This window comes from Streptomyces sp. NPDC048604 (assembly GCF_043199435.1).
Classification (GTDB): Bacteria; Actinomycetota; Actinomycetes; order Streptomycetales; family Streptomycetaceae; genus Streptomyces.
Map to the genome: position 1 here is coordinate 253,295 of NZ_JBICVX010000005.1, position 23,609 is coordinate 276,903.

Sequence of the window (23,609 nt, forward strand, 5' to 3'; positions counted from 1 at the left end):
ACTACGACTCCCACTCACTCCACCGTCACGGACTTCGCCAGATTCCGCGGCTGGTCCACCTCGTTGCCCCGGGCCGTCGCCAGCTCGCAGGCGAAGACCTGGAGCGGGACCGTCGCGACCAGCGGCTGCAGCAGCGTAGGCGTCTGGGGGATGCGGATCAGATGGTCGGCGTACGGGGCGACCGTCTCGTCGCCCTCCTCCGCGATCACGATGGTCCGCGCTCCGCGGGCCCGGATCTCCTGGATGTTGGAGACGATCTTGTCGTGCAGCACCGACCTGCCGCGCGGCGAGGGCACCACGACGACCACCGGCAGATCCTGCTCGATCAGCGCGATCGGACCGTGCTTCAGCTCGCCCGCCGCGAAACCCTCCGCGTGCATGTACGCGAGCTCCTTCAGCTTCAACGCGCCCTCCAGGGCCACCGGGTAGCCCACGTGCCGGCCGAGGAACAGCACCGTGTCCTTGTCGGCGAGCGACCGGGCCAGCGCACGTACCGGCTCCATCGTCTCCAGGACCCGCTCGACCTTCTCCGCGCTGCGCGCCAGCTCCCGGACGACCGCGTCGATCTCGTCGCCCCACTTGGTGCCGCGCACCTGGCCCAGATACAGCGCGACCAGGTAGCAGGCGACCAGCTGCGTCAGGAACGCCTTGGTCGAGGCGACCGCGACCTCCGGCCCGGCGTGCGTGTACAGCACGGCGTCGGACTCGCGGGGGATGGTGGACCCGTTGGTGTTGCAGATGGCGAGCACCTTCGCGCCCTGCTCCCGGGCGTGCCGCAGCGCCATCAGCGTGTCCATGGTCTCGCCGGACTGCGAGATCGCCACGACCAGCGTCCGCGCGCCGAGGATCGGGTCCCGGTAGCGGAACTCGCTGGCCAGCTCCACCTCGCAGGGGATCCGGGTCCAGTGCTCGATCGCGTACTTGGCGATCAGCCCGGCGTGGAAGGCCGTGCCGCAGGCGACGATGACGATCTTGTCGGCCTCGCGCAGTTCCGCGTCGGAGATCCGCAGTTCGTCGAGGGTCAGCGAGCCGGACGCGTCGATCCGGCCGAGGAGGGTGTCGGCGACCGCCTTCGGCTGCTCGGCGATCTCCTTGAGCATGAAGTAGTCGTAGCCGCCCTTCTCGGCGGCGGAGGCGTCCCAGTCGACGTGGTACGCGCGGACCTCGGCCGGCGCGCCGTCGAAGTCGGTGACGGTCACGCCCTCCCTGGTCAGCTCCACGACCTGGTCCTGGCCGAGTTCGATCGCCGACCGGGTGTGCGCGATGAACGCGGCGACGTCGGAGGCGAGGAAGTACTCGCCCTCGCCGACGCCCACCACCAGGGGCGAGTTGCGCCGCGCCCCGACGACCACGTCCGGCTGGTCGGCGTGCACCGCGACCAGCGTGAACGCCCCGTCGAGCCGCCGGCACACCAGCCGCATGGCCTCGGCGAGATCGCCGCAGGACGAGAACGTCTCGGCGAGAAGATGCGAGACGACCTCGGTGTCGGTCTCGGAGGCGAGCGCGTGCCCCCGCTCCGCCAACTCGCCCCTCAGCGCGGCGAAGTTCTCGATGATCCCGTTGTGGACGACGGCGACCCGGCCCGCGTTGTCGAGGTGCGGGTGCGCGTTCGCGTCGGTCGGCCCGCCGTGGGTGGCCCAGCGGGTGTGTCCGATGCCGGTGGGGCCGCTCGGCAGCGGCCGGCCCTTGAGCTCCTTCTCCAGATTGACGAGCTTGCCCGCCTTCTTGGCCGCGGCGAGCCCGCCGTCGGCGAGCACCGCGACCCCGGCCGAGTCGTACCCGCGGTACTCGAGCCGCTTGAGCCCCGCGATGACCACATCAAGCGCCGACTGCCCGCCGACGTACCCCACGATTCCGCACATGTCGGCAGCCTACGACCGACCCGGCCGGTACGCGTGTCTCAGCGCTGCCACCGGTCGCGCTCGGGCAGCACGACCCACACGTCCGGCGGACCCGTGACGGCCCGCCTGCCGGCGGGCCGGAGCCGGCTCAGCCGAGCTTCTTGACCTGCGCGTCGACGATGGCCTTCGGCAGGGCCTCGACGTTGCCGCCGAGGCTGACGGTGGAGAAGGAGGCGAGCGTGTTGCCCTTGCGGACGGCGACGACCTTGGAGACCGTCCGCTCGCCGTCGATGTCGCTGGTGACGGTGTAGGCCAGGGCCTCGTCGCCGCCGGTGACGCCGGCCTCCGGCGCGACCTTGACGACCTTCGTCTTCTCACCGGCCTGCGTCACGCCGAAGCCCGCGGCGCAGGCCGCCCCGGCGCCGCGCAGCGAAGCGAAGGCGTCCTGGGCGCCCTGGCCGTCGTACGAGCCGAGGGTGACGGCGGTGACCGGGGAGGTGAGCGCCTTCAGGGCGTTCTCCTGCGGGGAGGCCTTCGGGTCCTTCTCCGGCAGCGCGAGGGCCTTCACGCGGGCGGTCGCCCCGGGCTTGCCGGTGGCGATGAAGGCCATGGCGTCGGCGATCGGCTTGCAGGCGGCGTTGTCGGTGACGACGGCCTCGGCCGGGACGACGTCGGCGGGCCCGGCCTCCTTGGCCATGTGCCCCGCGGGGAGGTCCGCCTGCGCGACGAGCAGCTTCTGCAGCTCGGCGGCGGACAGCGCCTTGGCGTCGGGCGCGGCGGACGAGGCGGGCGCGGACGCCTCGCCCTTGCCGGCCTCCTTGCCCTCCCCGCCGCACGCGGCGAGCAGCAGAGCCAGGGAACCCACGGAGGCGACGACGGCGGTACGGCGAATGACGGAGGCGCGCATGAACCAGCTTTCTTCTTCGAAGAACGACGCGCCCACGATGACCGAAACCCACCCCGGTGATCAAGAAAATTACGACTCCACCACACCCGCCGTCCCGACTACGCCGGCGACTACGCTGACCAGCCGTGAACGCACCCTTCCCGGCCGAGGCCATCGGCACCGCGCGGCTGGACCTGCTGCCGCTGCGCGTGGAGCACGCCGAGGAGATGGCCGCCGTGCTGTCCGACCCGGCGCTGCACACCTTCACCGGCGGCACTCCGGACAGCCCGGAAGCCCTGCGCTCGCGCTACCGGCGCATGACCGCGGGGTCTCCCGATCCGGCCGTCTCCTGGCTGAACTGGGTGATCCGGCTCCGCGAGGAGTCCTGTCTGACCGGCTACGTCCAGGCCACGGTCGGCCCCTGTGGCGACGGCCCCCTCGCCGAGATCGCCTGGGTGGTGGGCGCCCCGTGGCAGGGGCGGGGCATCGCCACCGAAGCAGCCCGCGCACTCGTCGACTGGCTCGGCCGGCAGCCCGTGCCCACCGTCGTCGCCCACATCCACCCCGACCACCGGGCATCCGCCGCCGTCGCCACCGCCGCCGGACTCACGCCCACCGACGAGTCGCAGGACGGCGAGCTCCGCTGGCGCCTGGTCACCGACGGCGACGTTCGCGTCCGCCCCGTCGGCTGACACCCCGCCAGGACGCTCGGCTCACTCCTCAGGGTTTCCGGGAGCCGGCCACGGCTTCTCGTGGAGGATCGCGCGGGCCTGTTCGGCCGCGCGGACGATGCTCTCGGAGACGAAGTCGAGGAAGCGGGCGACGTTCTCCAGGCGGGCGGCGGCGGGGGTGTCGGAGCCGAGGATGCCGACGCCCTCGCGGGCGGTCTCGACGAGTTGGGCGTTGGCGCGGGCGCTGGCCAGGGACGACTGGTACCAGACGTCGGCGTCGACGTAGTAGCGGTCGCGGCGGCGTTCGTCCCGTTCGCGGCGCAACAGGCCCTGGCCTTCGAGGAACGCGACGGCCTTGGAGACGGACGCCGGGCTGACCTGGAGCCGCTGGACGAGCTCGGCCGCGGTGACGCTGCCCGTGTCGCTGGTCAGGAGCAGCGCCAGCACCTGGGACGGCATCTTCGTCAGGCCCGACGCCATGATGACGGTGGTGAACTTCTCCTCGTACGCGCGCACCGCCTCCGGGTCGCGCCCGTAGGGCTGCTCGGACGCCCGCGCGTCGCGCTGCGCGGGCTGCCGGCGGCGCTGGGCGCGGTGGCCGGTGGCGCGCTGGGCCAGGTCGGCGCGGTACCCGGCGGGGCCGCCGTTGCGCATGACCTCGCGCGTGACCGTCGAGGTCGGGCGGTCCAGGCGCCGGGCGATCTCCGCGTAGGCGAGGCCGTCGGCCAGCCCCACTGCGATCTGCTGGCGTTCCTGCTGGGTGAGCCTGCCTCCCGGCATCCGGGCCTCCTTCGTGTCCGTGGCGTCCGTGGCGTCCACAACCATAGCGTTCAGCTGCATTCCATTGCAACGTTTCACCCCTGAGCGTTGCGTTAGACGTCAGCATCGTTGCAATGATTTCCCGCACTTGACGTGCGAATTCAAGGAATTGGCGCAACGCGCTTGTTGCTGGATCCTTGAACGCAACGTAGCTTTTCCCGTGTCGGAAACACCACGGCAACGAAGAAGTCAACGAAGAAGCCCAGGAGCTCACCATGAAGAAGTTCGACACCCCCGCCCCGGTCTCGGTCGTCCTCGACATCCCCGCCGGCCACTTCCGCTTCATCGCGGCCGACCGGGCCGACACCACCGTCGAGGTCCGCCCCGAGAACGCCGGCAAGAGCAAGGACGTGAAGGCCGCCGAGCAGACCGCGGTCAGCTACGACGGCGGCGTCCTGCGGATCGAGATGCCCGAGGCCAAGAACCGGGTCTTCGGCCACTCCGGCTCCGTCGAGATCACCGTCCAGCTGCCCGCCGGCTCCCGCGTCGACGCCAAGGCCGCGGCCGCCGAGTTCCGCGGGGTGGGCCGTCTCGGCGACGTCGCCTTCGACGGCGGTCACCGCTCGGTCAAGCTCGACGAGGCCGCGAGCGCCCGTCTCACCTCCCACGACGGCGACATCACCGTCGGCCGCCTGAACGGCCCCGCCGAGATCAGCGTCCAGCGCGGCAACGTCCACATCACCGAGGCCCACAGCGGCGACGTCACCCTCAGCGCCCAGCAGGGCGACATCACCGTCGGCGCCGCCCGCGGCGTCTCCGCCGCCCTCGACGCCGGCACCTCCTACGGCCGCGTCCGGAACGCGCTCAAGAACGACGGCGACGCCGGCCTCACCATCCGGGCGACCACCTCGTACGGCGACATCACCGCCCGCAGCCTCTAAACCACAGCCATCCACAGGGGGTACCTCTCATGACCGAGCTCGCCATCGCGGCACACGGGCTGCGCAAGTCCTACGGGGACAAGACCGTCCTCGACGGAGTCGACCTGGCCGTCCCGGAAGGGACGATCTTCTCCCTGCTCGGCCCGAACGGCGCCGGCAAGACGACCGCGGTCAAGATCCTCTCCACGCTCATCTCCCCCGGCCCCGGCAGCGGCGCCATCCGGATCGGGGGCCACGACCTCGCCGCCGCCCCGCAGGCCGTACGCGCCGCGATCGGCGTCACCGGACAGTTCTCCGCCGTCGACGGGCTGATCACCGGCGAGGAGAACATGCTCCTCATGGCCGACCTGCACCACCTGTCCAAGGCCGAGGGCCGCCGCGTCACCGCCGAACTGCTCGCACGCTTCGACCTCACCGAGGCCGCCAAGAAGCCGGCCTCCACCTACTCCGGCGGCATGAAGCGCCGCCTCGACATCGCGATGACCCTGGTCGGCGACCCGCGGATCATCTTCCTCGACGAGCCCACCACCGGCCTCGACCCGCGCTCCCGTCACAACATGTGGCAGATCATCCGGGAGCTCGTCACCGGCGGCGTCACCGTCTTCCTCACCACCCAGTACCTGGAGGAGGCCGACGAGCTCGCGGACCGCATCGCCGTGCTCCACGGCGGGAAGATCGCCGCCGAGGGCACCGCCGAGGAGCTGAAGCGGCTCGTCCCGGGCGGGCACGTCCGGCTCCGCTTCACCGACCCGGCCACATACCGAACCGCCGCCTCCGTCCTCGCCGAGGCCGCCCGGGACGACGAGGCCCTCGTCCTTCAGCACCCCTCCGACGGCAGTCAGCGCGCCCTGCGCTCGCTCCTCGACCGGCTGTACGCGGCCGGCCTCGAGGCCGACGAGCTGACCGTGCACACCCCCGACCTCGACGACGTCTTCTTCGCCCTGACCGGCACCACCGACATCCCCGCCCAGTCCGCCCCGTCCGCCCAGACCGACTCGTCCACGGAGGCCGTCCGATGAGCTCCCTCTCCCTCGCCGTCCGCGACTCCGGCACCATGCTGCGCCGCAACCTCCTGCACGCCCGGCGCTACCCGTCGCTCACGCTGAACCTGCTGCTCACGCCGATCATGCTGCTCCTGCTGTTCGTCTACATCTTCGGCGACACCATGAGCGCGGGCATGGGCGGCGGCGGCGCCGACCGCGCCGAGTACATCGCGTACCTCGTCCCGGGTCTGCTGCTCATGACCATCGGCAGCACGACCGTCGGCACCGCGGTCTCCGTCTCCAACGACATGACCGAGGGCATCATCGCCCGCTTCCGCAGCATGGCGATCCACCGCGGCTCGGTGCTCGTCGGGCACGTCGTCGGCAGCGTGCTGCAGTCGATCGTCAGCGTGGTCCTCGTCGGCGCCGTCGGCGTGGCCATCGGCTTCCGCTCCCACGACGCCTCCGTCCTGGAATGGCTCGCGGCCTTCGGACTGCTCGTCCTCTTCGCCACGGCGCTCACCTGGATCGCCGTCGGCATGGGCCTGGTCAGCCCGAACGCGGAGGCCGCCAGCAACAACGCCATGCCGCTGATCTTCCTGCCGCTGATCTCCAGCACCTTCGTCCCGGTCGACGCGATGCCGGGCTGGTTCCAGCCGATCGCCGCGTACCAGCCCTTCACCCCGGCCATCGAGACCCTGCGCGGCCTGCTGCTCGGCACCGAGATCGGCCACAACGGCTGGCTCGCCCTGGCCTGGTGCGCCGGACTCGCGGTCCTCGGCTACGTCTGGTCGACCAAGAGGTTCAACGACGACCCGAAGTAACCGCAGTGACCGCGCGGGCCGCACCCGCCACACGTCCCACCCGAGGGCGGCGTACACCGACACCACGTCGAGGTACGCCGCCCCTTCCGCTTTCCCCGCGCACCCCCGCTCCGCCACGTGACCCACCCCACCCCCCACGACTCCCCCGCACCCCCGACAATGGCCAGGTGATCACAACGTCGACGCAGGGCTCGAACGGCGGTACCGGCAATGGCGCCGGCTCCAAGCCGCGGGCCGAGGCCACCCCGTACGTGGACCTCACCCGGACGGAATGGAGCGCGCTGCGGGACAAGACGCCGCTGCCCCTGACCGCCGGCGAGGTCGAGCAGCTGCGCGGGCTCGGCGATGTCATCGACCTCGACGAGGTCCGTGACATCTACCTGCCGCTGTCCCGGCTGCTCAACCTGTACGTGCAGGCCACCAGCGGACTGCGCGGCGCCCTGAACACCTTCCTCGGCGAGCGGGGCGAGCAGCGCGGCACGCCCTTCGTCATAGGGGTCGCCGGCTCCGTGGCGGTCGGCAAGTCCACCGTCGCCCGTCTCCTCGAGGCACTGCTCGCCCGCTGGCCCGAGCACCCGCGGGTGGAGCGGATCACCACCGACGGGTTCCTGTACCCGATGGAGGAGCTGAAGGCGCGCGGGCTGATGTCGCGCAAGGGCTTCCCCGAGTCGTACGACCGGCGGGCGCTCACCCGGTTCGTCGCCGACATCAAGGCCGGCAAGGACGAGGTCACCGCCCCCGTCTACTCGCACCTCATCTACGACCGCGTCCCCGGCGACCAGCTCGTCGTGCGCCGCCCCGACATCCTCATCGTCGAGGGGCTGAACGTGCTCCAGCCGGCCCTGCCCGGCAAGGACGGCCGCACCCGCGTCGGCCTCGCGGACTACTTCGACTTCTCGGTGTACGTGGACGCCCGCGCCGAGGACATCGAGCAGTGGTACCTCAACCGGTTCCGCAAGCTGCGCCAGACCGCGTTCCAGGACCCGTCCTCGTACTTCCGGCGCTGGACCCAGGTCTCCGAGGAGGAGGCCCTGGACTACGCCCGCACGATGTGGCGGACCGTCAACAAGGTGAACCTCCTTGAGAACGTGGCCCCCACCCGCGGCCGTGCGACGCTCGTCCTGCGCAAAGGCCCCGATCACAAGGTCCAGCGACTGAGCCTCCGTAAGCTCTGAGCATGCTGCATCTCAGGCTGATCGTCCCGCCCGACCGCACCGACGAGGCCGTGGGGCTCATCGAGCGGACCGTGGGCACCACCCACGTGGTCGTGCTGCCGGGCGCCGCCCGCGACCCGGCCGGGGATCTCGTGCTGTGCGACGTGGCGCGCGAGGCCGGTGACGAACTCCTGCACGGACTGCGGGAGCTGAGGATCGATCAGGACGGCTCCATCGCCGTCGAGAACATCGACTTCTCGCTGTCGACGCGCGCCGAGGCGGCCGAGGAGGAGGCGCCCGGCGAGGCCGCGGACGCGGTCATCTGGGAGCAGCTCACCGAGGCGACCCACGAGGAGTCGACGCTCACCATCACGTACTCCGCGTTCATGATCCTCGCGACGATGATCGCGGCCTGCGGTGTGGTGCTCGACAACGCGGTCCTGATCGTGGGCGCGATGGCCGTCGGCCCGGAGTTCGGCCCGCTCGCGGGCGTCTGCACCGCCGTCGTGCAGCGGCATCCGAAACTGGCCGTGCGTTCGCTGTCCGCGCTGCTCATCGGATTCGCCGCGGCGATCGTCGCGACGACCGTGTTCAGCCTCGGCATGGACGCGCTGGACCTGTTCAGCGTGGAGCAGTTGGACGCCGACCGGCCCAACACCAGCTTCATCTGGCAGCCGGACCCGTTCTCGTTCGTGGTCGCGGTGCTCGCCGGCATCGCCGGAGTCCTCTCGCTGACCTCGTCGAAGTCCGGGGCGCTGGTCGGCGTGGCGATCTCGGTGACGACCGTGCCCGCGGGCGCGAACGCCGCCGTGGCGCTCAGCTACGGGCAGTTCGGCCAGATGTGGGGCTCCATCGAGCAGCTGCTGCTCAACCTGTTCGGCATCATGCTCGCCGGCGTGCTGACCCTGTACGGGCAGAAACTGCTGTGGCGGACCCAGCGCGGGCACTGGGTCCGCCCCACGAAACGCTGACGGAGCCGGACAGGCCCCGCCGGACAGGACCTAGCCGAGCGCCGACTTCACCACGTCCGCCAGCCGGCCGGCGACCGAGCGGGCCTGCTCGAGGTCCGCGGCCTCGACCATGACGCGGACGAGCGGCTCCGTGCCGGAGGGGCGCAGCAGCACCCGGCCGGTCTCGCCCAGCTCGCGCTCGGCGTCGGCGACGGCGGAGGCCAGCTCGGCGGAGGTCTTCACGCGGGACTTGTCGACGTCCGGCACGTTGACGAGGACCTGCGGCAGCCGCTCCATCACCGCGACCAGCTCGGCGAGGGACCGGCCGGTCGCCGCGACCCGGGCCGCCAGCATCAGACCGGTCAGGGTGCCGTCGCCGGTGGTGGCGTGGTCGAGGACGATGACGTGGCCGGACTGCTCGCCGCCGAGGGCGTAGCCGTGCTCCTTCATCGACTCCAGGACGTACCGGTCGCCGACCGCGGTCTGCACCAGCGAGAGACCCTCCCGCTCCATCGCCAGCTTGAAACCGAGGTTGGACATCACGGTCGCCACGACGGTGTCCCCGCGCAGCGTGCCGGCCTCGCGCATGGCGAGGGCGAGCACCGCGAGGATCTGGTCGCCGTCGACCTCGTTGCCGTCGGCGTCCACGGCGAGGCAGCGGTCGGCGTCACCGTCGTGGGCGATGCCGAGGTGCGCCCCGTGCTCGACGACAGCGGCCTTCAGCAGACCGAGGTGGGTGGAGCCGCAGCCGTCGTTGATGTTGAGGCCGTCGGGCTCCGCGCCGATGGTGACGATCTGGGCGCCGGCCCGGGCGAACGCCTCGGGCGAGACGCGGGCGGCGGCGCCGTGCGCCTCGTCCAGGACGATCTTCAGGCCGTCGAGCCGGTTCGGCAGGACGCCGATGAGGTGGGCGACGTACTTGTCGAAGCCCTCGTCGTAGTCGCGGACCCGGCCCACGCCGGCGCCGGTCGGGCGCTGCCACGGGGCGCCGGTGCGGTGCTCCTCGTAGACGGTCTCGATGCGGTCCTCGAGCTCGTCGGCGAGCTTGTGGCCGCCGCGGGCGAAGAACTTGATGCCGTTGTCGGGCATGGCGTTGTGGCTGGCGGACAGCATGACGCCGAGGTCGGCGCCGAGCGCGCCGGTGAGGTACGCCACGGCCGGCGTGGGCAGCACGCCGACGCGCAGCACGTCGACGCCCGCGCTCGCGAGGCCGGCCACGACGGCGGCCTCCAGGAACTCTCCCGACGCACGCGGGTCACGGCCGACCACGGCCGTCGGCCGATGTCCCTCGAAGGTGCCCGCCTCGGCGAGCACGTGTGCCGCCGCGACCGACAGACCGAGCGCCAGCTCCGCCGTCAGATCCGCGTTGGCCTCACCGCGCACGCCGTCCGTGCCGAAGAGTCGTCCCACAGCTGTCCTCCGAAAATGCTCCGTCAGTGCAATCCCCTGAGCGCTCGGTTCCGTTGTACGGCCGAACCCGCCCAAAGTGAAGAAAAGACGTACGCCCCGGCAGCACGGGAAGTGCCGCCGGGGCGTACGTACAAGCAGTCCGAGCAGGCGGTTAGCGCTTGCTGTACTGCGGGGCCTTACGGGCCTTCTTGAGACCGGCCTTCTTCCGCTCGACCGCACGGTCGTCACGGGAGAGGAAGCCGGCCTTCTTCAGCGGGCCGCGGTTGTTGTCCACGTCGGCCTCGTTGAGGGCGCGGGCCACACCGAGGCGCAGGGCGCCGGCCTGGCCGGAGACGCCGCCACCCGAGATGCGGGCGATGACGTCGTAGCGGTCGTCGAGCTCGAGCACCTTGAAGGGCTCGTTGACTTCCTGCTGGTGGACCTTGTTCGGGAAGTAGTCCTCGAGCGTACGCCCGTTGATCTTCCACTTGCCGGTGCCCGGGACGATCCGGACGCGGGCGATGGCGTTCTTGCGACGGCCCAGGCCGGCGGCCGGCTGCGGGTCGCCGAAGCGCGACGCGAGGGACTCGGAGGTGTAGTCACCCTCGACGACCTCGGTCTCGGTGGTGTACTCCTCGACGCCCTCGAACTCGTCGACGGGGGTCTCAGGGGTGGTCTCGGCCACGATGCTCCTCAGATTTCTTTCGTTCTTAGGGGGTGTGGCCGGAACTACTGCGCGACCTGGGTGATCTCGAACGGAACCGGCTGCTGCGCAGCGTGCGGGTGGTTCTCGCCCGCGTAGACCTTCAGCTTCGAGATCATCTGACGGCCCAGGGAGTTCTTGGGGATCATGCCCTTGATGGCCTTCTCGACGGCCTTCTCGGGGTTCTTGTCCAGCAGCTCGTCGTAACGGACGGAGCGCAGACCACCCGGGAAGCCGGAGTGGCGGTAGGCCAGCTTCTGGGTCTTCTTGTTGCCGGACAGGTGCACCTTGTCAGCGTTGATGATGATGACAAAGTCGCCCATGTCCATGTGGGGCGCGTAGACCGGCTTGTGCTTACCCCGGAGGAGGTTCGCAGCCGTGGTCGCCAGACGGCCCAGGACAACGTCCTGCGCGTCGATGATGTGCCACTGGCGAGTGACATCGCCGGGCTTGGGGCTGTACGTACGCACTTCGTAGCCTTCGCTTCTTCAGTGGATGGAATCCAGACACACCTGAAGCGATCATGCAGCTGGGGCCTGCACTGCCGGGAACACTGCCCGTATGCGAGCCACTGGTAACTGCTCCAGGGAACCTGCGTAAGGGCTCGTCGCGTGAGAACGACGAAGCCACTACGCATAACAAACCGCAACAGTACCCGCGCCACCCCCGACGGGTCAAAACGCCGCGAGACCCCAGGTCAGCGCACCCGCTCGACCCGCCGCTCGTCCCACACCGGCTCGGACGTCTCCCGTACGACCCCGTCCGAGCCGAAGACCAGGAACCGGTCGAAGGACTTCGCGAACCAGCGGTCGTGCGTGACCGCCAGCACCGTGCCGTCGTACGACTCCAGACCGTCCTGCAGCGCCTCCGCCGACTCAAGGTCCAGGTTGTCCGTCGGCTCGTCCAGCAACAACGCCGTCGTGCCGGCCAGCTCCAGCAGCAGAATCTGGAAGCGGGCCTGCTGGCCGCCGGAGAGCTTGTCGAACGGCTGGTCGCCCTGGCGCTCCAGCTCGTAGCGGCGCAGTACGGACATGGCGCCGCCGCGGTCCTTGGCGTGCTCGGTCCACAGGATGTCGACCAGCGTCCGGCCGAAGAGCTCGGGGTGCGCGTGGGTCTGCGCGAAGTGGCCGGGGACGACGCGGGCGCCCAGCTTCCACGTACCCGTGTGCGCGACGCTCTCGTCGCCCGCGAGGAGCCGCAGGAAGTGCGACTTGCCGGAGCCGTTCGAACCGAGGACCGCGACCCGCTCGCCGTAGAAGATCTCCAGGGAGAACGGCTTCATCAGGCCGGTGAGCTCCAGGTTCTCGACCGTGACGGCCCTCACGCCGGTACGGCCGCCGCGCAGTCGCATCCGGATGTCCTGCTCGCGCGGCGGCTCCGGAGGCGGGCCGGCCTCCTCGTACTTCCGCAGGCGGGTCTGCGCCGCCGCGTAGCGCGAGGCCATCTCGTGGCTGACCGCGGCCGCCTGCCGCAGGGTGACCACCAGCTTCTTCAGCTGGGCGTGCTTCTCCTCCCAACGCCGCTTCAGCTCCTCGAAGCGGGCGAACCGCTCCCGCCGCGCCTCGTGGAAGGTGGCGAAGCCGCCGCCGTGCACCCACACGTCGGAGCCGGCCGGTCCGGGCTCCACGGCGATGATCTTCTGCGCGGCCCGGGACAGCAGCTCCCGGTCGTGCGAGATGAACAGCACCGTCTTACGGGTCTCCCGCAGCCGCTCCTCCAGCCACCGCTTGCCCGGCACGTCGAGGTAGTTGTCCGGCTCGTCGAGCAGCAGGACCTCGTCCGGGCCGCGCAGCAGCGACTCCAGGACCAGCCGCTTCTGCTCGCCGCCGCTGAGCGTGCGGACCTGCCGGAACTGGGCCTTCTCGTACGGCACGCCCAGCGCGGCCATGGTGCAGATGTCCCAGACGGTCTCGGCCTCGTAGCCCTGGACCTCGGCCCAGTCGCTGAGCGCCTGCGCGTACGCCATCTGCGCGGCCTCGTCGTCCACGGTCATGATCAGGTGCTCGGCCGCGTCGACGGCCTTCGCGGCGTCCCGGATGCGCGGCTGCGCGACGGAGACCAGCAGGTCGCGGACGGTGGACTCGTCCCGCACCGAGCCGACGAACTGCGGCATCACACCGAGCCCGCCGCTGACGTTGACGGAGCCGCCGTGCGGCTGGAGCTCTCCGGCGATCATCCGCAGCAGCGTCGTCTTGCCGGCGCCGTTGGCGCCGACCAGCGCGACGACCGCGCCCTCACCGACCCTGAAGGAGGCGTCGCCGAGCAGCACCCTCCCGTCGGGAAGGTAGTACTCCAGATGCGCGGCCTCGACATGTCCCATGAGGGGCATTGTCACCGGCGGACCCGCCGTCGCCCAACCGGATTAGGATGCGCGGCATGAGCTTTGGGGGACCGCAGTGGCCGCAGCAGCCGCAGCACGGGCAGCAGCAGGGTCAGCAGCCGTTCGGCGGACAGCAGCAGCAGCCGTTCGGACAGCAGCCCTTCGGGGGGCAGCAGCAACAGCAGCCGTTCGGCTCCGGCGGGCCGACGCCCGACTGGGGCGCCCTCGCCGACGCCTCGGCCTCCCGGGCCCGCCGCAAGCGCTGGCTGATGATCGGCGGCGGCGCGCTGGCCACCCTGGTGGTCGGCGCGATCGTCGCCACGGCCATCGTGACCGGCGGCGGTGACCCGGAGACGACCGGCAAGAACGGCGGCCCGACGCCGTCGCTCTCCCCCACGGACTCCCCCGAGCCGCAGCCGTCCTTCTCCTCGATCGCGCCGCCGCCCCCGCCGAACCCGAAGGACTACATCTCCAGCGAGTCCAAGGACAAGGCGCCGATCAGCCCGGAGAGCCTGTTCCCCGGCAAGAAGCTCACGATGAGCGGCCGGGCGTACGCGAAGGGCCCCACGTCCTCCACGACGAACTGCGCCTCCGTCGGCCAGGGCGGCCTCGGCGAGGTGCTGAAGCGCAACGGCTGCGACCGCGTGATCCGGGCCACGTACACCAAGGACGGCGTCGCGATCACCGTCGGCGTCGCGATCTTCTCCACCGAGGCCGAGGCCCTGAAGGCCAAGGCGCAGGCCAAGGGCGGCATCGCCCCGCTGGCGGGCGGGAACGTCAAGGACTTCTGCCGGGCCACCGTCTGCCTGCGCCGCGCGAACGCGGTCGGCCGCTACGCGTACTTCACCCAGGCCGGCTTCGCCGACGGCAAGAAGGTCACCACGAAGGACGCCGCGGTCTTCAAGGCCAGCGACGACCTGGGCAACTTCGTCTTCAACCAGATCTACGCCCGCGGCCGCATGCAGGCCTCAGCAGCAGCCACCGCTCCCGCCGGGCAGTGACCGCTTGTTCCTGGCCTCCTTGTTCCGGGCGGCCAGGAGCTCGTCCGCCGGGTAGCCGACCTCCTCGAGGGTGAGCCCGTGCGGGCGGACGACATGCACCGCGGAGTCCCGCACGCCCGCCGCGAGGACCTTGCCCGGCCAGTCCGCCGGCCGGTGGCCGTCGCCGACGAAGAGCAGCGCGCCGACCAGCGAGCGGACCATGTTGTGGCAGAAGGCGTCGGCCTTGACCGTGGCCTCCAGGATCCCGCCCGGGCGGCGCTCCCAGCGCAGCTCCTGCAGGGTCCGGATGGTGGTCGCGCCCTCGCGCTTCTTGCAGTACGCGGCGAAGTCGCGCTCGCCGGTCAGCGCGGCGGCGGCCTCGTTCATGGCGTCCATGTCCAGCGGCCAGTCGTGCCACAGGACGTGCCCGCGCAGCAGCGGGTCGACGCCGCCGGGGTTGTCGGTGACACGGTAGGCGTAGCGGCGCCAGATGGCCGAGAATCGCGCGTTGAAGCCGTCCGGGGCCTCCTCGGCCCTCCAGACCCGCACATCGTGCGCGAGGCGGCCGGCGAGCCGCCGGAGCAGCCTCTCGCGGTGCTCCTGCCACAGCTCGACGGGCAGGTCGACATGCGCCACCTGGCCGCGCGCGTGCACGCCGGCGTCGGTGCGGCCGGCGACGGTCAGCTCGTACGTCTCCTTCGACCGGGTGACGGTGCGCAGGGCGTCCTCGATGTCGCCCTGGACGGTCCGCTGCCCGCGGGCCTGCTTGGCCCAGCCGGAGAAGTCCCTGCCGTCGTACGACAGGTCGAGCCTGATCCGTACGAAGCCCGGCTGCACGTCGTCGCTCACGCCGAAAATCCTCTCAATGCCTCTGTACACGCGGAACGGGCCCGCTCCCCGAGGGGTGCGGGCCCGCCCACGAGATCGTTCAGAACGCTCAGGCGTCCTTCGCGTCCTCGGTGGTCTCCTCGGCCTTGGCGGCCTCGTCGGCCTCCTTGACGGCGCGCTTGGCAGCGGCCTCGGCCTCGGCGACGGTCGCCTTCTTGGCGATCTCGCCCTCGACCAGCTCGATCACGGCCATCGGGGCGTTGTCGCCACGACGGTTGCCGATCTTGGTGATGCGGGTGTAGCCACCCGGGCGCTCGGAGTAGCGCGGGGCGATCTCGGTGAAGAGCGTGTGGACGACGCCCTTGTCCGTGATCGTCTGCAGCACCAGGCGACGGTTGTGGATGTCGCCCTTCTTCGCCTTGGTGATCAGGCGCTCGGCGACCGGACGCAGGCGGCGGGCCTTGGCCTCGGTCGTGGTGATGCGGCCGTGCTCGAAGAGCGACTTCGCCAGGTTGGCGAGGAGCAGCTTCTCGTGCGCGGCGGAGCCGCCCAGACGGGCACCCTTGGCGGGACGCGGCATGGTGTTTCTCCTTGAGATCTGCCCCGGCCGTATCAGGTACCGGGGTCAGGGCCCCGCAGGCGGATGCCTGCGGGCAGCTATCAGTACTGCTCGGTCTCGACGAAGCCGGCGTCGGCGTCGTCGTCCGCACCGAACGCGTCGGCGGCGGCGGTCGGGTCGAACCCGGGCGGGCTGTCCTTCAGGGCCAGGCCCATGCCGGCCAGCTTCGCCTTGACCTCGTCGATCGACTTCGCACCGAAGTTGCGGATGTCGAGCAGGTCGGCCTCGGAGCGCGCCACGAGCTCACCCACGGAGTGGATGCCCTCGCGCTTGAGGCAGTTGTACGAACGAACGGTGAGCTCGAGCTCCTCGATCGGCAGCGCGAGGTCGGCGGCCAGGGCGGCGTCCGTCGGGGACGGGCCCATGTCGATGCCCTCGGCGTCGATGTTGAGCTCACGCGCCAGACCGAACAGCTCGACCAGGGTCTTGCCGGCGGACGCCATGGCGTCGCGCGGGCGCATGGCCTGCTTGGTCTCGACGTCGACGATCAGCTTGTCGAAGTCGGTGCGCTGCTCGACACGGGTCGCCTCGACCTTGTACGTGACCTTCAGCACCGGCGAGTAGATGGAGTCGACCGGGATACGGCCGATCTCCTGGCCGACCTGCTTGTTCTGCACGGCGGAGACGTAGCCGCGACCGCGCTCGACGGTCAGCTCCATCTCCAGCTTGCCCTTGCCGTTGAGCGTGGCGAGGACGAGGTCGGGGTTGTGCACCTCGACACCGGCCGGGGGCGCGATGTCGGCGGCGGTGACCAGACCCGGGCCCTGCTTGCGCAGGTACATCACGACCGGCTCGTCGTGCTCCGAGGAGACGACCAGCTGCTTGATGTTCAGGATGAGGTCGGTGACGTCCTCCTTGACGCCCGGCACGGTGGTGAACTCGTGCAGGACGCCGTCGATGCGGATGCTGGTGACAGCAGCGCCGGGGATCGACGACAGGAGGGTGCGGCGGAGGGAGTTGCCGAGGGTGTAGCCGAAGCCCGGCTCCAGCGGCTCGATGACGAACCGCGAGCGGTACTCGTCGACAACCTCTTCGGTCAGCGAGGGACGCTGAGCGATCAGCATGTCTGTGATTCCTTCGTTTGTGGACGCCCACTATTTGACGTCCGACAGGTACTGCAAGGGTACGGGCGGCACGCCCCCGATGGGGACGTACCGCCCGGCCACTCAAAGACGCACAAGTGCGCCCGCTGCGTCAGACGCGGCGGCGCTTCGGCGGGCGGCAGCCGTTGTGCGGGGTGGGGGTGACGTCCTGGATCGAACCCACCTCGAGGCCGGTGGCCTGGAGGGAGCGGATCGCGGTCTCACGGCCGGAGCCGGGACCCTTGACGAAGACGTCGACCTTGCGCATGCCGTGCTCCTGCGCGCGACGCGCGGCCGACTCGGCGGCCATCTGCGCGGCGAACGGGGTGGACTTGCGCGAGCCCTTGAAGCCGACGTGGCCGGCGGAGGCCCAGGAGATCACGTTGCCGGACGGGTCCGTGATCGAGACGATCGTGTTGTTGAACGTGCTCTTGATGTGCGCGTGGCCGTGAGCGACGTTCTTCTTTTCCTTGCGGCGCACCTTCTTGACGGCGCCCTGACGTCCCTTGGGGGGCATCTCTTAACTCCTACGGGAGGTGGTCGGTCCTACAGCGAAGACCGTGGACAGTCGTCCGCTGTGGACTACTTCTTGCCCGGCTTCTTCTTGCCGGCGATGGCGCGACGCGGGCCCTTGCGGGTACGAGCGTTCGTGCTGGTGCGCTGACCGCGGACGGGCAGGCCACGGCGGTGACGCAGACCCTGGTAGCAGCCGATCTCGACCTTGCGGCGGATGTCGGCGGCGATCTCACGGCGGAGGTCACCCTCGGTCTGGAGGTTGGCGTCCACGTACTCGCGGATCTTGACGAGGTCTTCCTCGGCAAGGTCGCGGACACGGGTGGACGGGTTCACGCCGGTGGAGGCGAGGATCTCCTCGGACCGGGTGCGCCCGATACCGAAGACGTAGGTGAGTGCGACCACCACACGCTTGTCACGCGGGATGTCAACACCGGAAACGCGTGCCATTCAATGGCTCCTGTGTTCTCGGGGGTCTGCCGCAGAACCGGTCCCGACCGCCGTGCGAGGTACGAATCGGGTCCCCGGCCCCCGCCGGAGGTGTCGCCGACCCTGTCGGGTTGGGCGGGTTCTGCGTATGTACGAATTGCTATGCGTCGCGCGAAGAACTGCGAGATGCAGGTCGGTCGGCGTGCGTCAGCCCTGGCGCTGCTTGTGGCGCAGGTTGTCGCAGATGACCATGACCCGGCCGTGGCGGCGGATCACCTTGCACTTGTCGCAGATCTTCTTGACGCTCGGCTTGACCTTCATGGGATGTGAGGTTCTCCGGGTCAGTGCCACCCCCCGCGCGACGGCGGGGTGCGAGCAAGATCTACTTGTAGCGGTAGACGATCCGGCCACGCGTCAGGTCGTACGGAGACAGCTCCACGACGACCCGGTCGTCCGGGAGGATTCGGATGTAGTGCATCCGCATCTTGCCGGAGATGTGCGCGAGGACCTTGTGACCGTTCTGGAGCTCCACCTTGAACATGGCGTTCGGCAGGGACTCGATCACGGTGCCCTCGATTTCGATGGCACCTTGCTTCTTGGCCACGCTTCGCCCTTCGAATCGGCTACCTTGATCGACTCTCGCCTTCGTATGCGGACACACGGGTACACGAGAGCCGACGCATCAGTCTACGTCAGGCCCCTGGAAAAGACGAATCCGTCCAGTCTGCCCAACGCAGGAGATCATTACGCAGCCAGGGGGCCGCCTTACGCCTTGGGGTCTCCCCAGGCCCTCAGGGCCTAGGGGAAGGGTCCGGGGCGGCCGTGACGCCCAGCTCCGCCAGCTTCGCCTTGCCGCCGTCGACGGCGGTGAGGACCAGGGGGCCCTCCTCCGTGAGGGCGACCGAGTGCTCCCAGTGGGAGGACCAGGTGCCGTCCGTGGTGATGACCGTCCAGTCGTCGGCGAGGACCTCGGTGCGCGGGGTGCCGAGGGAGATCATCGGCTCGATCGCCAGGCAGAAGCCGGGGACCAGCTTCGGGCCCTTGCCGCGCTTGCGCGAGACGTAGTTCAGCAGGTGCGGGTCCATGTGCATCTCGGTGCCGATGCCGTGGCCGCCGTAGTCCTCGATGATCCCGAACTTGCCGAGGCTGTGGTCACCGACGGTCGGCCGCGGCTGCCGCTTGATGTACGTCTCGATCGCACGCGAGATGTCGACCAGGCGGTTGCCGAGCTTCATCGCCGCGATGCCGGCCCACATCGACTCCTCGGTCACCCGGGAGAGCTCGACCAGCTCCGGTGCGTGACCGGTGCCGACGAACGCGGTGTACGCGGCGTCGCCGTGCCAGCCGTCGATGATCGCGCCGGCGTCGATGGAGATGATGTCGCCGTCCTTGAGGACGGTCTTCTCGTCGGGGATGCCGTGGACCACGACCTCGTTCACCGAGGTGCAGATGGTCGCGGGGAAGCCGCCGTACCCGAGGAAGTTCGACTTCGCGCCGTGGTCCGCGATCACCTTGCGGGCGACCTCGTCCAGGTCCTTCGTCGTGGCGCCCGGCACGGCCGCCTCGCGGGTCGCCGCATGGATGGCGGCGACGACCAGCCCCGCCTCGCGCATCTTCGCGATCTGCTCGGGGGTCTTGAGCTGCACCATCGTGGCCGGGGCCTTTCCTTACGCGTACACGGGACAGAGAACAACGATACGGCCGTGGCGCCCCTGGGGGAGCCACGGCCGTATCGGACGAACCGGGGTTACTTCTTCAGCGCGGCCATGGCCTTCGCCGTGACCTCGTCCACCTTGCCGAGCGCCGTGATCGTCACGACCAGGTTCTGCGCCCGGTAGTAGTCGATGATCGGCTCGGTCTGGGTGTGGTAGACCTCCAGGCGCTTGCGGACGGTCTCCTCGGAGTCGTCCGGGCGCTGGTACAGCTCGCCGCCGCAGGCGTCGCAGACGCCCGCGGTCTTCGGCGCGTTGTACTCCACGTGGAACACGTGGGAAGAGTCGTTGCGGCAGATGCGGCGGCCCGCGATCCGCTTCACGACCTCGTCCTCGGGGACCTCCAGGTCCAGGACCGCGTCCAGCTGCATGTCCTCGGCCTTGAGGACGACGTCCAGCGCCTCGGCCTGGGCGACGTTGCGCGGGAACCCGTCGAGCAGGAAGCCGTTCGCGGCGTCCGGCTGGGCCATGCGGTCCTTGGCCATCCCGATCGTCACCTCGTCGGGCACCAGGTCGCCGGCGTCCATGAACGCCTTCGCCTTGAGGCCCAGCTCCGTGCCCTGCGAGATGTTGGCGCGGAACAGGTCGCCGGTGGAGATGTGAGGGATGTCCAGGTTCTTGGCGAGGAACGCGGCCTGCGTTCCCTTGCCGGCCCCGGGCGGTCCGACGAGGACGATTCGCATCAGCGGAGGAACCCTTCGTAATTGCGCTGCTGGAGCTGGCTCTCGATCTGCTTCACGGTCTCCAGCCCGACACCCACGATGATGAGGATGCTCGTCCCGCCGAACGGGAAGTTGGCATTGGCGCCACCGAAGCCTGCCAACGCCATCGTCGGCACAAGAGCGATCAGACCCAGATACAGCGAGCCCGGCCAGGTGATCCGGTTGAGCACGTAGCTCAGGTACTCGGCAGTAGGTCGACCAGCCCGGATACCCGGGATGAAGCCACCATACTTCTTCATGTTGTCCGCGACTTCCTCGGGGTTGAACGAGATCGCCACATAGAAGAAGGCGAAGAACACGATCAACAGGAAGTACGCGGCGATGTAGTAGGGGTGGTCACCCGTGACGAAGTGCGATTCGATCCAGGTTTTCCAGCCGGCCGTCGAGTTCGAGAACTGGGCGATCAAGGCCGGGATGTAGAGCAGCGACGAGGCGAAGATGACAGGAATCACACCTGCCTGGTTCACCTTGAGAGGGATATAAGTGGACGTTCCGCCGTAGGACCTGCGGCCGATCATCCGCTTCGCGTACTGCACCGGAATGCGGCGCTGGGCCTGCTCGACGAAGACCACCAGCGCGACCATCGCGAATCCGACGAGGATCACGGTGCCGAATTCGATCCAGCCGTCGGCCAGGTCGCCCTCGAGCTTGATCTTCCACAGCGCGGCCGGGAAGCCGGCGGCGATCGAGATGAACATCAGGATCGACATGCCGTTGCCGATACCGCGGTCGGTGATGAGCTCGCCCAGCCACATGACCAGAGCCGTACCCGCGGTCATGGTGATGACCATTGTCACAGTGACGAAGATCGACTGATCCGGGACGACCTGCCCGGCGACCGAACAACCGCTGAACAGCGCTCCGGTGCGGGCCGTCGCGACCAGACCGGTGCCCTGGAGGATCGCCAGCGCGACCGTCAGATAACGCGTGTACTGCGTGATCTTCGCCGTGCCGGACTGGCCCTCCTTCTTCAGGGCCTCCAGGCGCGGGATGACGACGGTGAGCAGCTGCAGGATGATGCTCGCCGTGATGTACGGCATGATGCCGAGCGCGAAGATGGTGATCTGCAGCAGCGCGCCGCCGCTGAACATGTTCACCAAGCCGAACAGGCTGTTGTTGCCCTGGCTCGCCTCGTCCACGCACTGCTGGACCGAGGAGTAGTCGACGCCGGGCACAGGGACATGCGCTCCGAGCCGGTACAGCACGATGATGGCGAGCGTGAAGAGCAGCTTCTTGCGCAGGTCGGGCGTCTTGAACGCCCGGGCGAACGCGGTGAGCACGGTGCCTCCTGCGACCCCCGCGTGAGAGCGCGTGAGGTGACGGTTTGTAAGGGAGCGGGGTATGGAACACGGCAGCCGTACGCGGGTGAGCGCAGACTGCCGGGCAAGCTAACAGCCGCTACCATACCCGCCCCCACAGCCAGCGGGAAACGTCTCCTGGGCACGTCAACGGCGGTTCAGCCATGGGCAAACGCGTCGACTGGGGGTATGTGCGTTTCGTCGGGTCCGTGGGCGTACGGGCGGCCCGAGGAACACCCGGACGAGTGACCCCTGGGGCAGACATGAAAAAAGCCTGGCCGGCTCCCCCGAAGGGGAGCCGGCCAGGCTTCAGTGCTGGCGCACCGGGGCTCAGACGAGCTCGGTGACCGTACCGCCGGCGGCGGTGATCTTCTCCTTGGCGGAGCCGGAGACGGCGTCGACCGTCACCTGCAGCGCCACGGAGATCTCGCCGGTGCCGAGCACCTTGACGAGGCTGTTCTTGCGCACCGCGCCCTTGGCGACCAGGTCGGCCACCGTGACCTCTCCACCCTCGGGGTAGAGAGCGCCGAGCTTGTCCAGGTTCACGACCTGGTACTCGGTGCGGAACGGGTTCTTGAAGCCCTTGAGCTTCGGGAGACGCATGTGGAGGGGCATCTGCCCACCCTCGAAGCGCTCCGGAACCTGGTAGCGGGCCTTCGTGCCCTTGGTGCCACGACCGGCCGTCTTACCCTTCGACGCCTCACCACGACCGACACGGGTCTTGGCGGTCTTGGCGCCCGGGGCGGGACGGAGGTTGTGGACCTTCAGCGGGTTGTTCTCCGCCATGTCAGTCGACCTCCTCGACCGTCACGAGGTGGCGGACGGTGTGCACCATTCCGCGGAACTCGGGGCGGTCCTCCTTGACGACCACGTCGTTCAGGCGCTTGAGCCCGAGCGAACGCAGGGTGTCGCGGTGGTTCTGCTTGCTGCCGATGTACGACTTCGTCTGCGTGATCTTGAGGCGGGCCATTACGCACCCGCTCCCGCACGCGCACGGAGCAGAGCCGCGGGGGCGACGTCCTCGAGGGGCAGACCACGGCGAGCCGCGATCTCCTCGGGACGCTGCAGGCCCTTGAGGGCCGCCACGGTCGCGTGCACGATGTTGATCGCGTTGTCGGAGCCGAGCGACTTCGACAGGATGTCGTGAACGCCGGCGCACTCCAGAACGGCGCGCACCGGGCCACCGGCGATCACACCGGTACCGGGGGAAGCAGGCTTCAGCAGGACGACGCCCGCGGCCTTCTCACCCTGGATCGGGTGCGGGATGGTGCCCTGGATACGGGGGACCTTGAAGAAGTGCTTCTTGGCCTCCTCAACACCCTTGGCGATGGCGGCCGGCACCTCCTTCGCCTTGCCGTAACCGACACCCACGGTGCCGTCAGCGTCACCCACCACGACCAGCGCGGTGAAGGAGAAACGACGACCACCCTTGACAACCTTGGCGACGCGGTTGATCGCGACGACGCGCTCAACGTACGCGGTCTTCTCGGCGGCAGCGGCGCCACCGTCGCGACCCTTCCGGTCCCGCCGCTCGCCGCCACCGGCACCGCTGCCGCGGCGCTGGGGTCCAGCCATTGGAATACCTCTCTCTGTTACGTCCGTTAGTCCCGGAACCGGGGCTTAGAACTTCAGCCCGGCTTCGCGGGCGGCGTCAGCCAGAGCGGCAATGCGCCCGGCGTACCTGTTGCCACCACGGTCGAACACGACGGCCTCGACGCCGGCGGCCTTGGCGCGCTCAGCGACCAGGGCACCGACCTGCTTGGCCTGCGCGGACTTGTCACCCTCGCCACCACGGACCGACGCGTCCAGGTGCGACGCCGACGCAAGGGTGTGACCCTTGAGGTCGTCGATGACCTGAGCGGTGATACCGCGGTTGGAACGCGTCACGACGAGGCGCGGACGCTCCGACGTACCCGACACGCTCTTGCGGATGCGGAGGTGACGGCGCGCCTTGGCAGCGCGCTTGTAAGCGTCGCCCTTGGCGATCTTCACACCGTATGCCATG

28 protein-coding genes are annotated in these 23,609 nt (G+C 69.6%); 7 read left to right on the forward strand and 21 right to left on the reverse strand.

What is annotated here, in order from left to right; translation table 11 throughout:
* Window positions 1-14 precede the first annotated feature (14 nt).
* A complete protein-coding gene (glmS, locus tag ACGFMM_RS12870; protein WP_393645908.1) occupies window positions 15-1,862 on the reverse strand; it encodes a glutamine--fructose-6-phosphate transaminase (isomerizing) in 1,848 nt (615 codons plus the stop codon).
* Window positions 1,863-1,989: 127 nt separating this feature from the next.
* The gene (locus tag ACGFMM_RS12875; RefSeq protein ID WP_393645910.1) at window positions 1,990-2,748 is read right to left on the reverse strand and encodes a hypothetical protein; all 759 of its coding nucleotides are present in this window, start codon (window positions 2,746-2,748) and stop codon (window positions 1,990-1,992) included.
* Between the two features lie 125 nt (window positions 2,749-2,873).
* On the opposite strand from ACGFMM_RS12875, the gene ACGFMM_RS12880 reads away from it, so the two are divergent.
* Window positions 2,874-3,419 carry a GNAT family N-acetyltransferase gene (locus ACGFMM_RS12880; protein WP_393645911.1) on the forward strand — a complete coding sequence of 182 codons (546 nt, stop codon included), beginning with the start codon at window positions 2,874-2,876 and terminating at the stop codon, window positions 3,417-3,419.
* A 21-nt stretch (window positions 3,420-3,440) separates the two neighbouring features.
* Here the strand turns inward: ACGFMM_RS12880 and ACGFMM_RS12885 are convergent, their stop codons facing one another.
* Window positions 3,441-4,178, reverse strand: coding sequence for a helix-turn-helix domain-containing protein (locus ACGFMM_RS12885; RefSeq protein WP_393646300.1), 738 nt, complete (start codon window positions 4,176-4,178; stop codon window positions 3,441-3,443).
* A gap of 254 nt (window positions 4,179-4,432) precedes the next feature.
* Between ACGFMM_RS12885 and ACGFMM_RS12890 the strand changes: the two genes are divergently transcribed.
* The 5 genes from ACGFMM_RS12890 (at window position 4,433) to ACGFMM_RS12910 (ending at window position 9,030) form a co-directional block, all read left to right on the forward strand.
* On the forward strand, window positions 4,433-5,098 hold the full coding sequence (locus ACGFMM_RS12890) for a DUF4097 family beta strand repeat-containing protein (protein WP_393645912.1): 666 nt from the start codon (window positions 4,433-4,435) through the stop codon (window positions 5,096-5,098).
* Between the two features lie 29 nt (window positions 5,099-5,127).
* A complete protein-coding gene (locus ACGFMM_RS12895; protein ID WP_393645914.1) occupies window positions 5,128-6,117 on the forward strand; it encodes an ATP-binding cassette domain-containing protein in 990 nt (329 codons plus the stop codon).
* Window positions 6,114-6,905 carry an ABC transporter permease gene (locus ACGFMM_RS12900; protein WP_393645916.1) on the forward strand — a complete coding sequence of 264 codons (792 nt, stop codon included), beginning with the start codon at window positions 6,114-6,116 and terminating at the stop codon, window positions 6,903-6,905. The genes ACGFMM_RS12895 and ACGFMM_RS12900 overlap by 4 nt, the downstream gene beginning before the upstream one ends.
* 251 nt (window positions 6,906-7,156) lie before the next feature.
* Entirely contained in the window at window positions 7,157-8,080 is a 924-nt protein-coding gene (coaA, locus tag ACGFMM_RS12905; protein WP_393646302.1) for a type I pantothenate kinase, read from the forward strand.
* A gap of 2 nt (window positions 8,081-8,082) precedes the next feature.
* Window positions 8,083-9,030: a TIGR00341 family protein gene (locus ACGFMM_RS12910; protein WP_393645918.1), complete on the forward strand. Its 948-nt coding sequence runs from the start codon at window positions 8,083-8,085 to the stop codon at window positions 9,028-9,030.
* 30 nt (window positions 9,031-9,060) lie between these two features.
* Here the strand turns inward: ACGFMM_RS12910 and glmM are convergent, their stop codons facing one another.
* The 4 genes from glmM to ACGFMM_RS12930 form a co-directional block, all read right to left on the reverse strand.
* On the reverse strand, window positions 9,061-10,419 hold the full coding sequence (gene glmM, locus ACGFMM_RS12915; protein WP_393645919.1) for a phosphoglucosamine mutase: 1,359 nt from the start codon (window positions 10,417-10,419) through the stop codon (window positions 9,061-9,063).
* Between the two features lie 151 nt (window positions 10,420-10,570).
* Window positions 10,571-11,083, reverse strand: a complete 513-nt coding sequence (gene rpsI / locus ACGFMM_RS12920; protein WP_393645921.1) for a 30S ribosomal protein S9 — start codon at window positions 11,081-11,083, stop codon at window positions 10,571-10,573.
* 44 nt (window positions 11,084-11,127) lie between these two features.
* Complete coding sequence (gene rplM / locus ACGFMM_RS12925; RefSeq protein ID WP_033201974.1) at window positions 11,128-11,571, reverse strand: 50S ribosomal protein L13; 444 nt, start codon at window positions 11,569-11,571, stop codon at window positions 11,128-11,130.
* Window positions 11,572-11,798: 227 nt separating this feature from the next.
* Window positions 11,799-13,430, reverse strand: coding sequence for an ABC-F family ATP-binding cassette domain-containing protein (locus tag ACGFMM_RS12930; RefSeq protein ID WP_393646304.1), 1,632 nt, complete (start codon window positions 13,428-13,430; stop codon window positions 11,799-11,801).
* Window positions 13,431-13,477: 47 nt separating this feature from the next.
* Between ACGFMM_RS12930 and ACGFMM_RS12935 the strand changes: the two genes are divergently transcribed.
* Window positions 13,478-14,422 carry a hypothetical protein gene (locus ACGFMM_RS12935; RefSeq protein ID WP_393645922.1) on the forward strand — a complete coding sequence of 315 codons (945 nt, stop codon included), beginning with the start codon at window positions 13,478-13,480 and terminating at the stop codon, window positions 14,420-14,422.
* Here the strand turns inward: ACGFMM_RS12935 and truA are convergent.
* From truA to rplR, 14 genes are all read right to left on the reverse strand, one after another.
* The gene (gene truA / locus ACGFMM_RS12940) at window positions 14,390-15,250 is read right to left on the reverse strand and encodes a tRNA pseudouridine(38-40) synthase TruA (RefSeq protein ID WP_393645924.1); all 861 of its coding nucleotides are present in this window, start codon (window positions 15,248-15,250) and stop codon (window positions 14,390-14,392) included. The genes ACGFMM_RS12935 and truA overlap by 33 nt on opposite strands.
* An 88-nt stretch (window positions 15,251-15,338) precedes the next feature.
* Entirely contained in the window at window positions 15,339-15,809 is a 471-nt protein-coding gene (gene rplQ / locus ACGFMM_RS12945; RefSeq protein ID WP_393645925.1) for a 50S ribosomal protein L17, read from the reverse strand.
* An 80-nt stretch (window positions 15,810-15,889) separates the two neighbouring features.
* Window positions 15,890-16,912, reverse strand: a complete 1,023-nt coding sequence (locus ACGFMM_RS12950; protein ID WP_003956430.1) for a DNA-directed RNA polymerase subunit alpha — start codon at window positions 16,910-16,912, stop codon at window positions 15,890-15,892.
* 130 nt (window positions 16,913-17,042) lie between these two features.
* Window positions 17,043-17,447 (reverse strand): 30S ribosomal protein S11, encoded by a 405-nt coding sequence (rpsK, locus tag ACGFMM_RS12955; RefSeq protein ID WP_017949643.1) that lies wholly within the window; start codon window positions 17,445-17,447, stop codon window positions 17,043-17,045.
* Between the two features lie 65 nt (window positions 17,448-17,512).
* On the reverse strand, window positions 17,513-17,893 hold the full coding sequence (gene rpsM / locus ACGFMM_RS12960) for a 30S ribosomal protein S13 (protein WP_384421354.1): 381 nt from the start codon (window positions 17,891-17,893) through the stop codon (window positions 17,513-17,515).
* Between the two features lie 186 nt (window positions 17,894-18,079).
* On the reverse strand, window positions 18,080-18,193 hold the full coding sequence (rpmJ, locus tag ACGFMM_RS12965) for a 50S ribosomal protein L36 (RefSeq protein WP_003956441.1): 114 nt from the start codon (window positions 18,191-18,193) through the stop codon (window positions 18,080-18,082).
* 61 nt (window positions 18,194-18,254) lie between these two features.
* Window positions 18,255-18,476, reverse strand: a complete 222-nt coding sequence (gene infA / locus ACGFMM_RS12970; RefSeq protein WP_003956442.1) for a translation initiation factor IF-1 — start codon at window positions 18,474-18,476, stop codon at window positions 18,255-18,257.
* Between the two features lie 187 nt (window positions 18,477-18,663).
* Window positions 18,664-19,521 carry a type I methionyl aminopeptidase gene (gene map, locus ACGFMM_RS12975; protein WP_393645926.1) on the reverse strand — a complete coding sequence of 286 codons (858 nt, stop codon included), beginning with the start codon at window positions 19,519-19,521 and terminating at the stop codon, window positions 18,664-18,666.
* Window positions 19,522-19,619: 98 nt separating this feature from the next.
* Complete coding sequence (locus ACGFMM_RS12980; RefSeq protein ID WP_393645928.1) at window positions 19,620-20,267, reverse strand: adenylate kinase; 648 nt, start codon at window positions 20,265-20,267, stop codon at window positions 19,620-19,622.
* A complete protein-coding gene (secY, locus tag ACGFMM_RS12985) occupies window positions 20,267-21,586 on the reverse strand; it encodes a preprotein translocase subunit SecY (RefSeq protein WP_393645930.1) in 1,320 nt (439 codons plus the stop codon). Before secY ends, ACGFMM_RS12980 begins: the two co-directional genes overlap by 1 nt.
* 348 nt (window positions 21,587-21,934) lie before the next feature.
* Window positions 21,935-22,390: a 50S ribosomal protein L15 gene (gene rplO / locus ACGFMM_RS12990; protein WP_393645932.1), complete on the reverse strand. Its 456-nt coding sequence runs from the start codon at window positions 22,388-22,390 to the stop codon at window positions 21,935-21,937.
* 1 nt (window position 22,391) lies between these two features.
* Window positions 22,392-22,574: a 50S ribosomal protein L30 gene (rpmD, locus tag ACGFMM_RS12995; protein ID WP_005313525.1), complete on the reverse strand. Its 183-nt coding sequence runs from the start codon at window positions 22,572-22,574 to the stop codon at window positions 22,392-22,394.
* Window positions 22,574-23,179: a 30S ribosomal protein S5 gene (gene rpsE, locus ACGFMM_RS13000; RefSeq protein WP_393645934.1), complete on the reverse strand. Its 606-nt coding sequence runs from the start codon at window positions 23,177-23,179 to the stop codon at window positions 22,574-22,576. The genes rpmD and rpsE overlap by 1 nt, the downstream gene beginning before the upstream one ends.
* 45 nt (window positions 23,180-23,224) lie before the next feature.
* Window positions 23,225-23,608, reverse strand: a complete 384-nt coding sequence (gene rplR, locus ACGFMM_RS13005) for a 50S ribosomal protein L18 (RefSeq protein ID WP_393645936.1) — start codon at window positions 23,606-23,608, stop codon at window positions 23,225-23,227.
* Window position 23,609 lies beyond the last annotated feature (1 nt).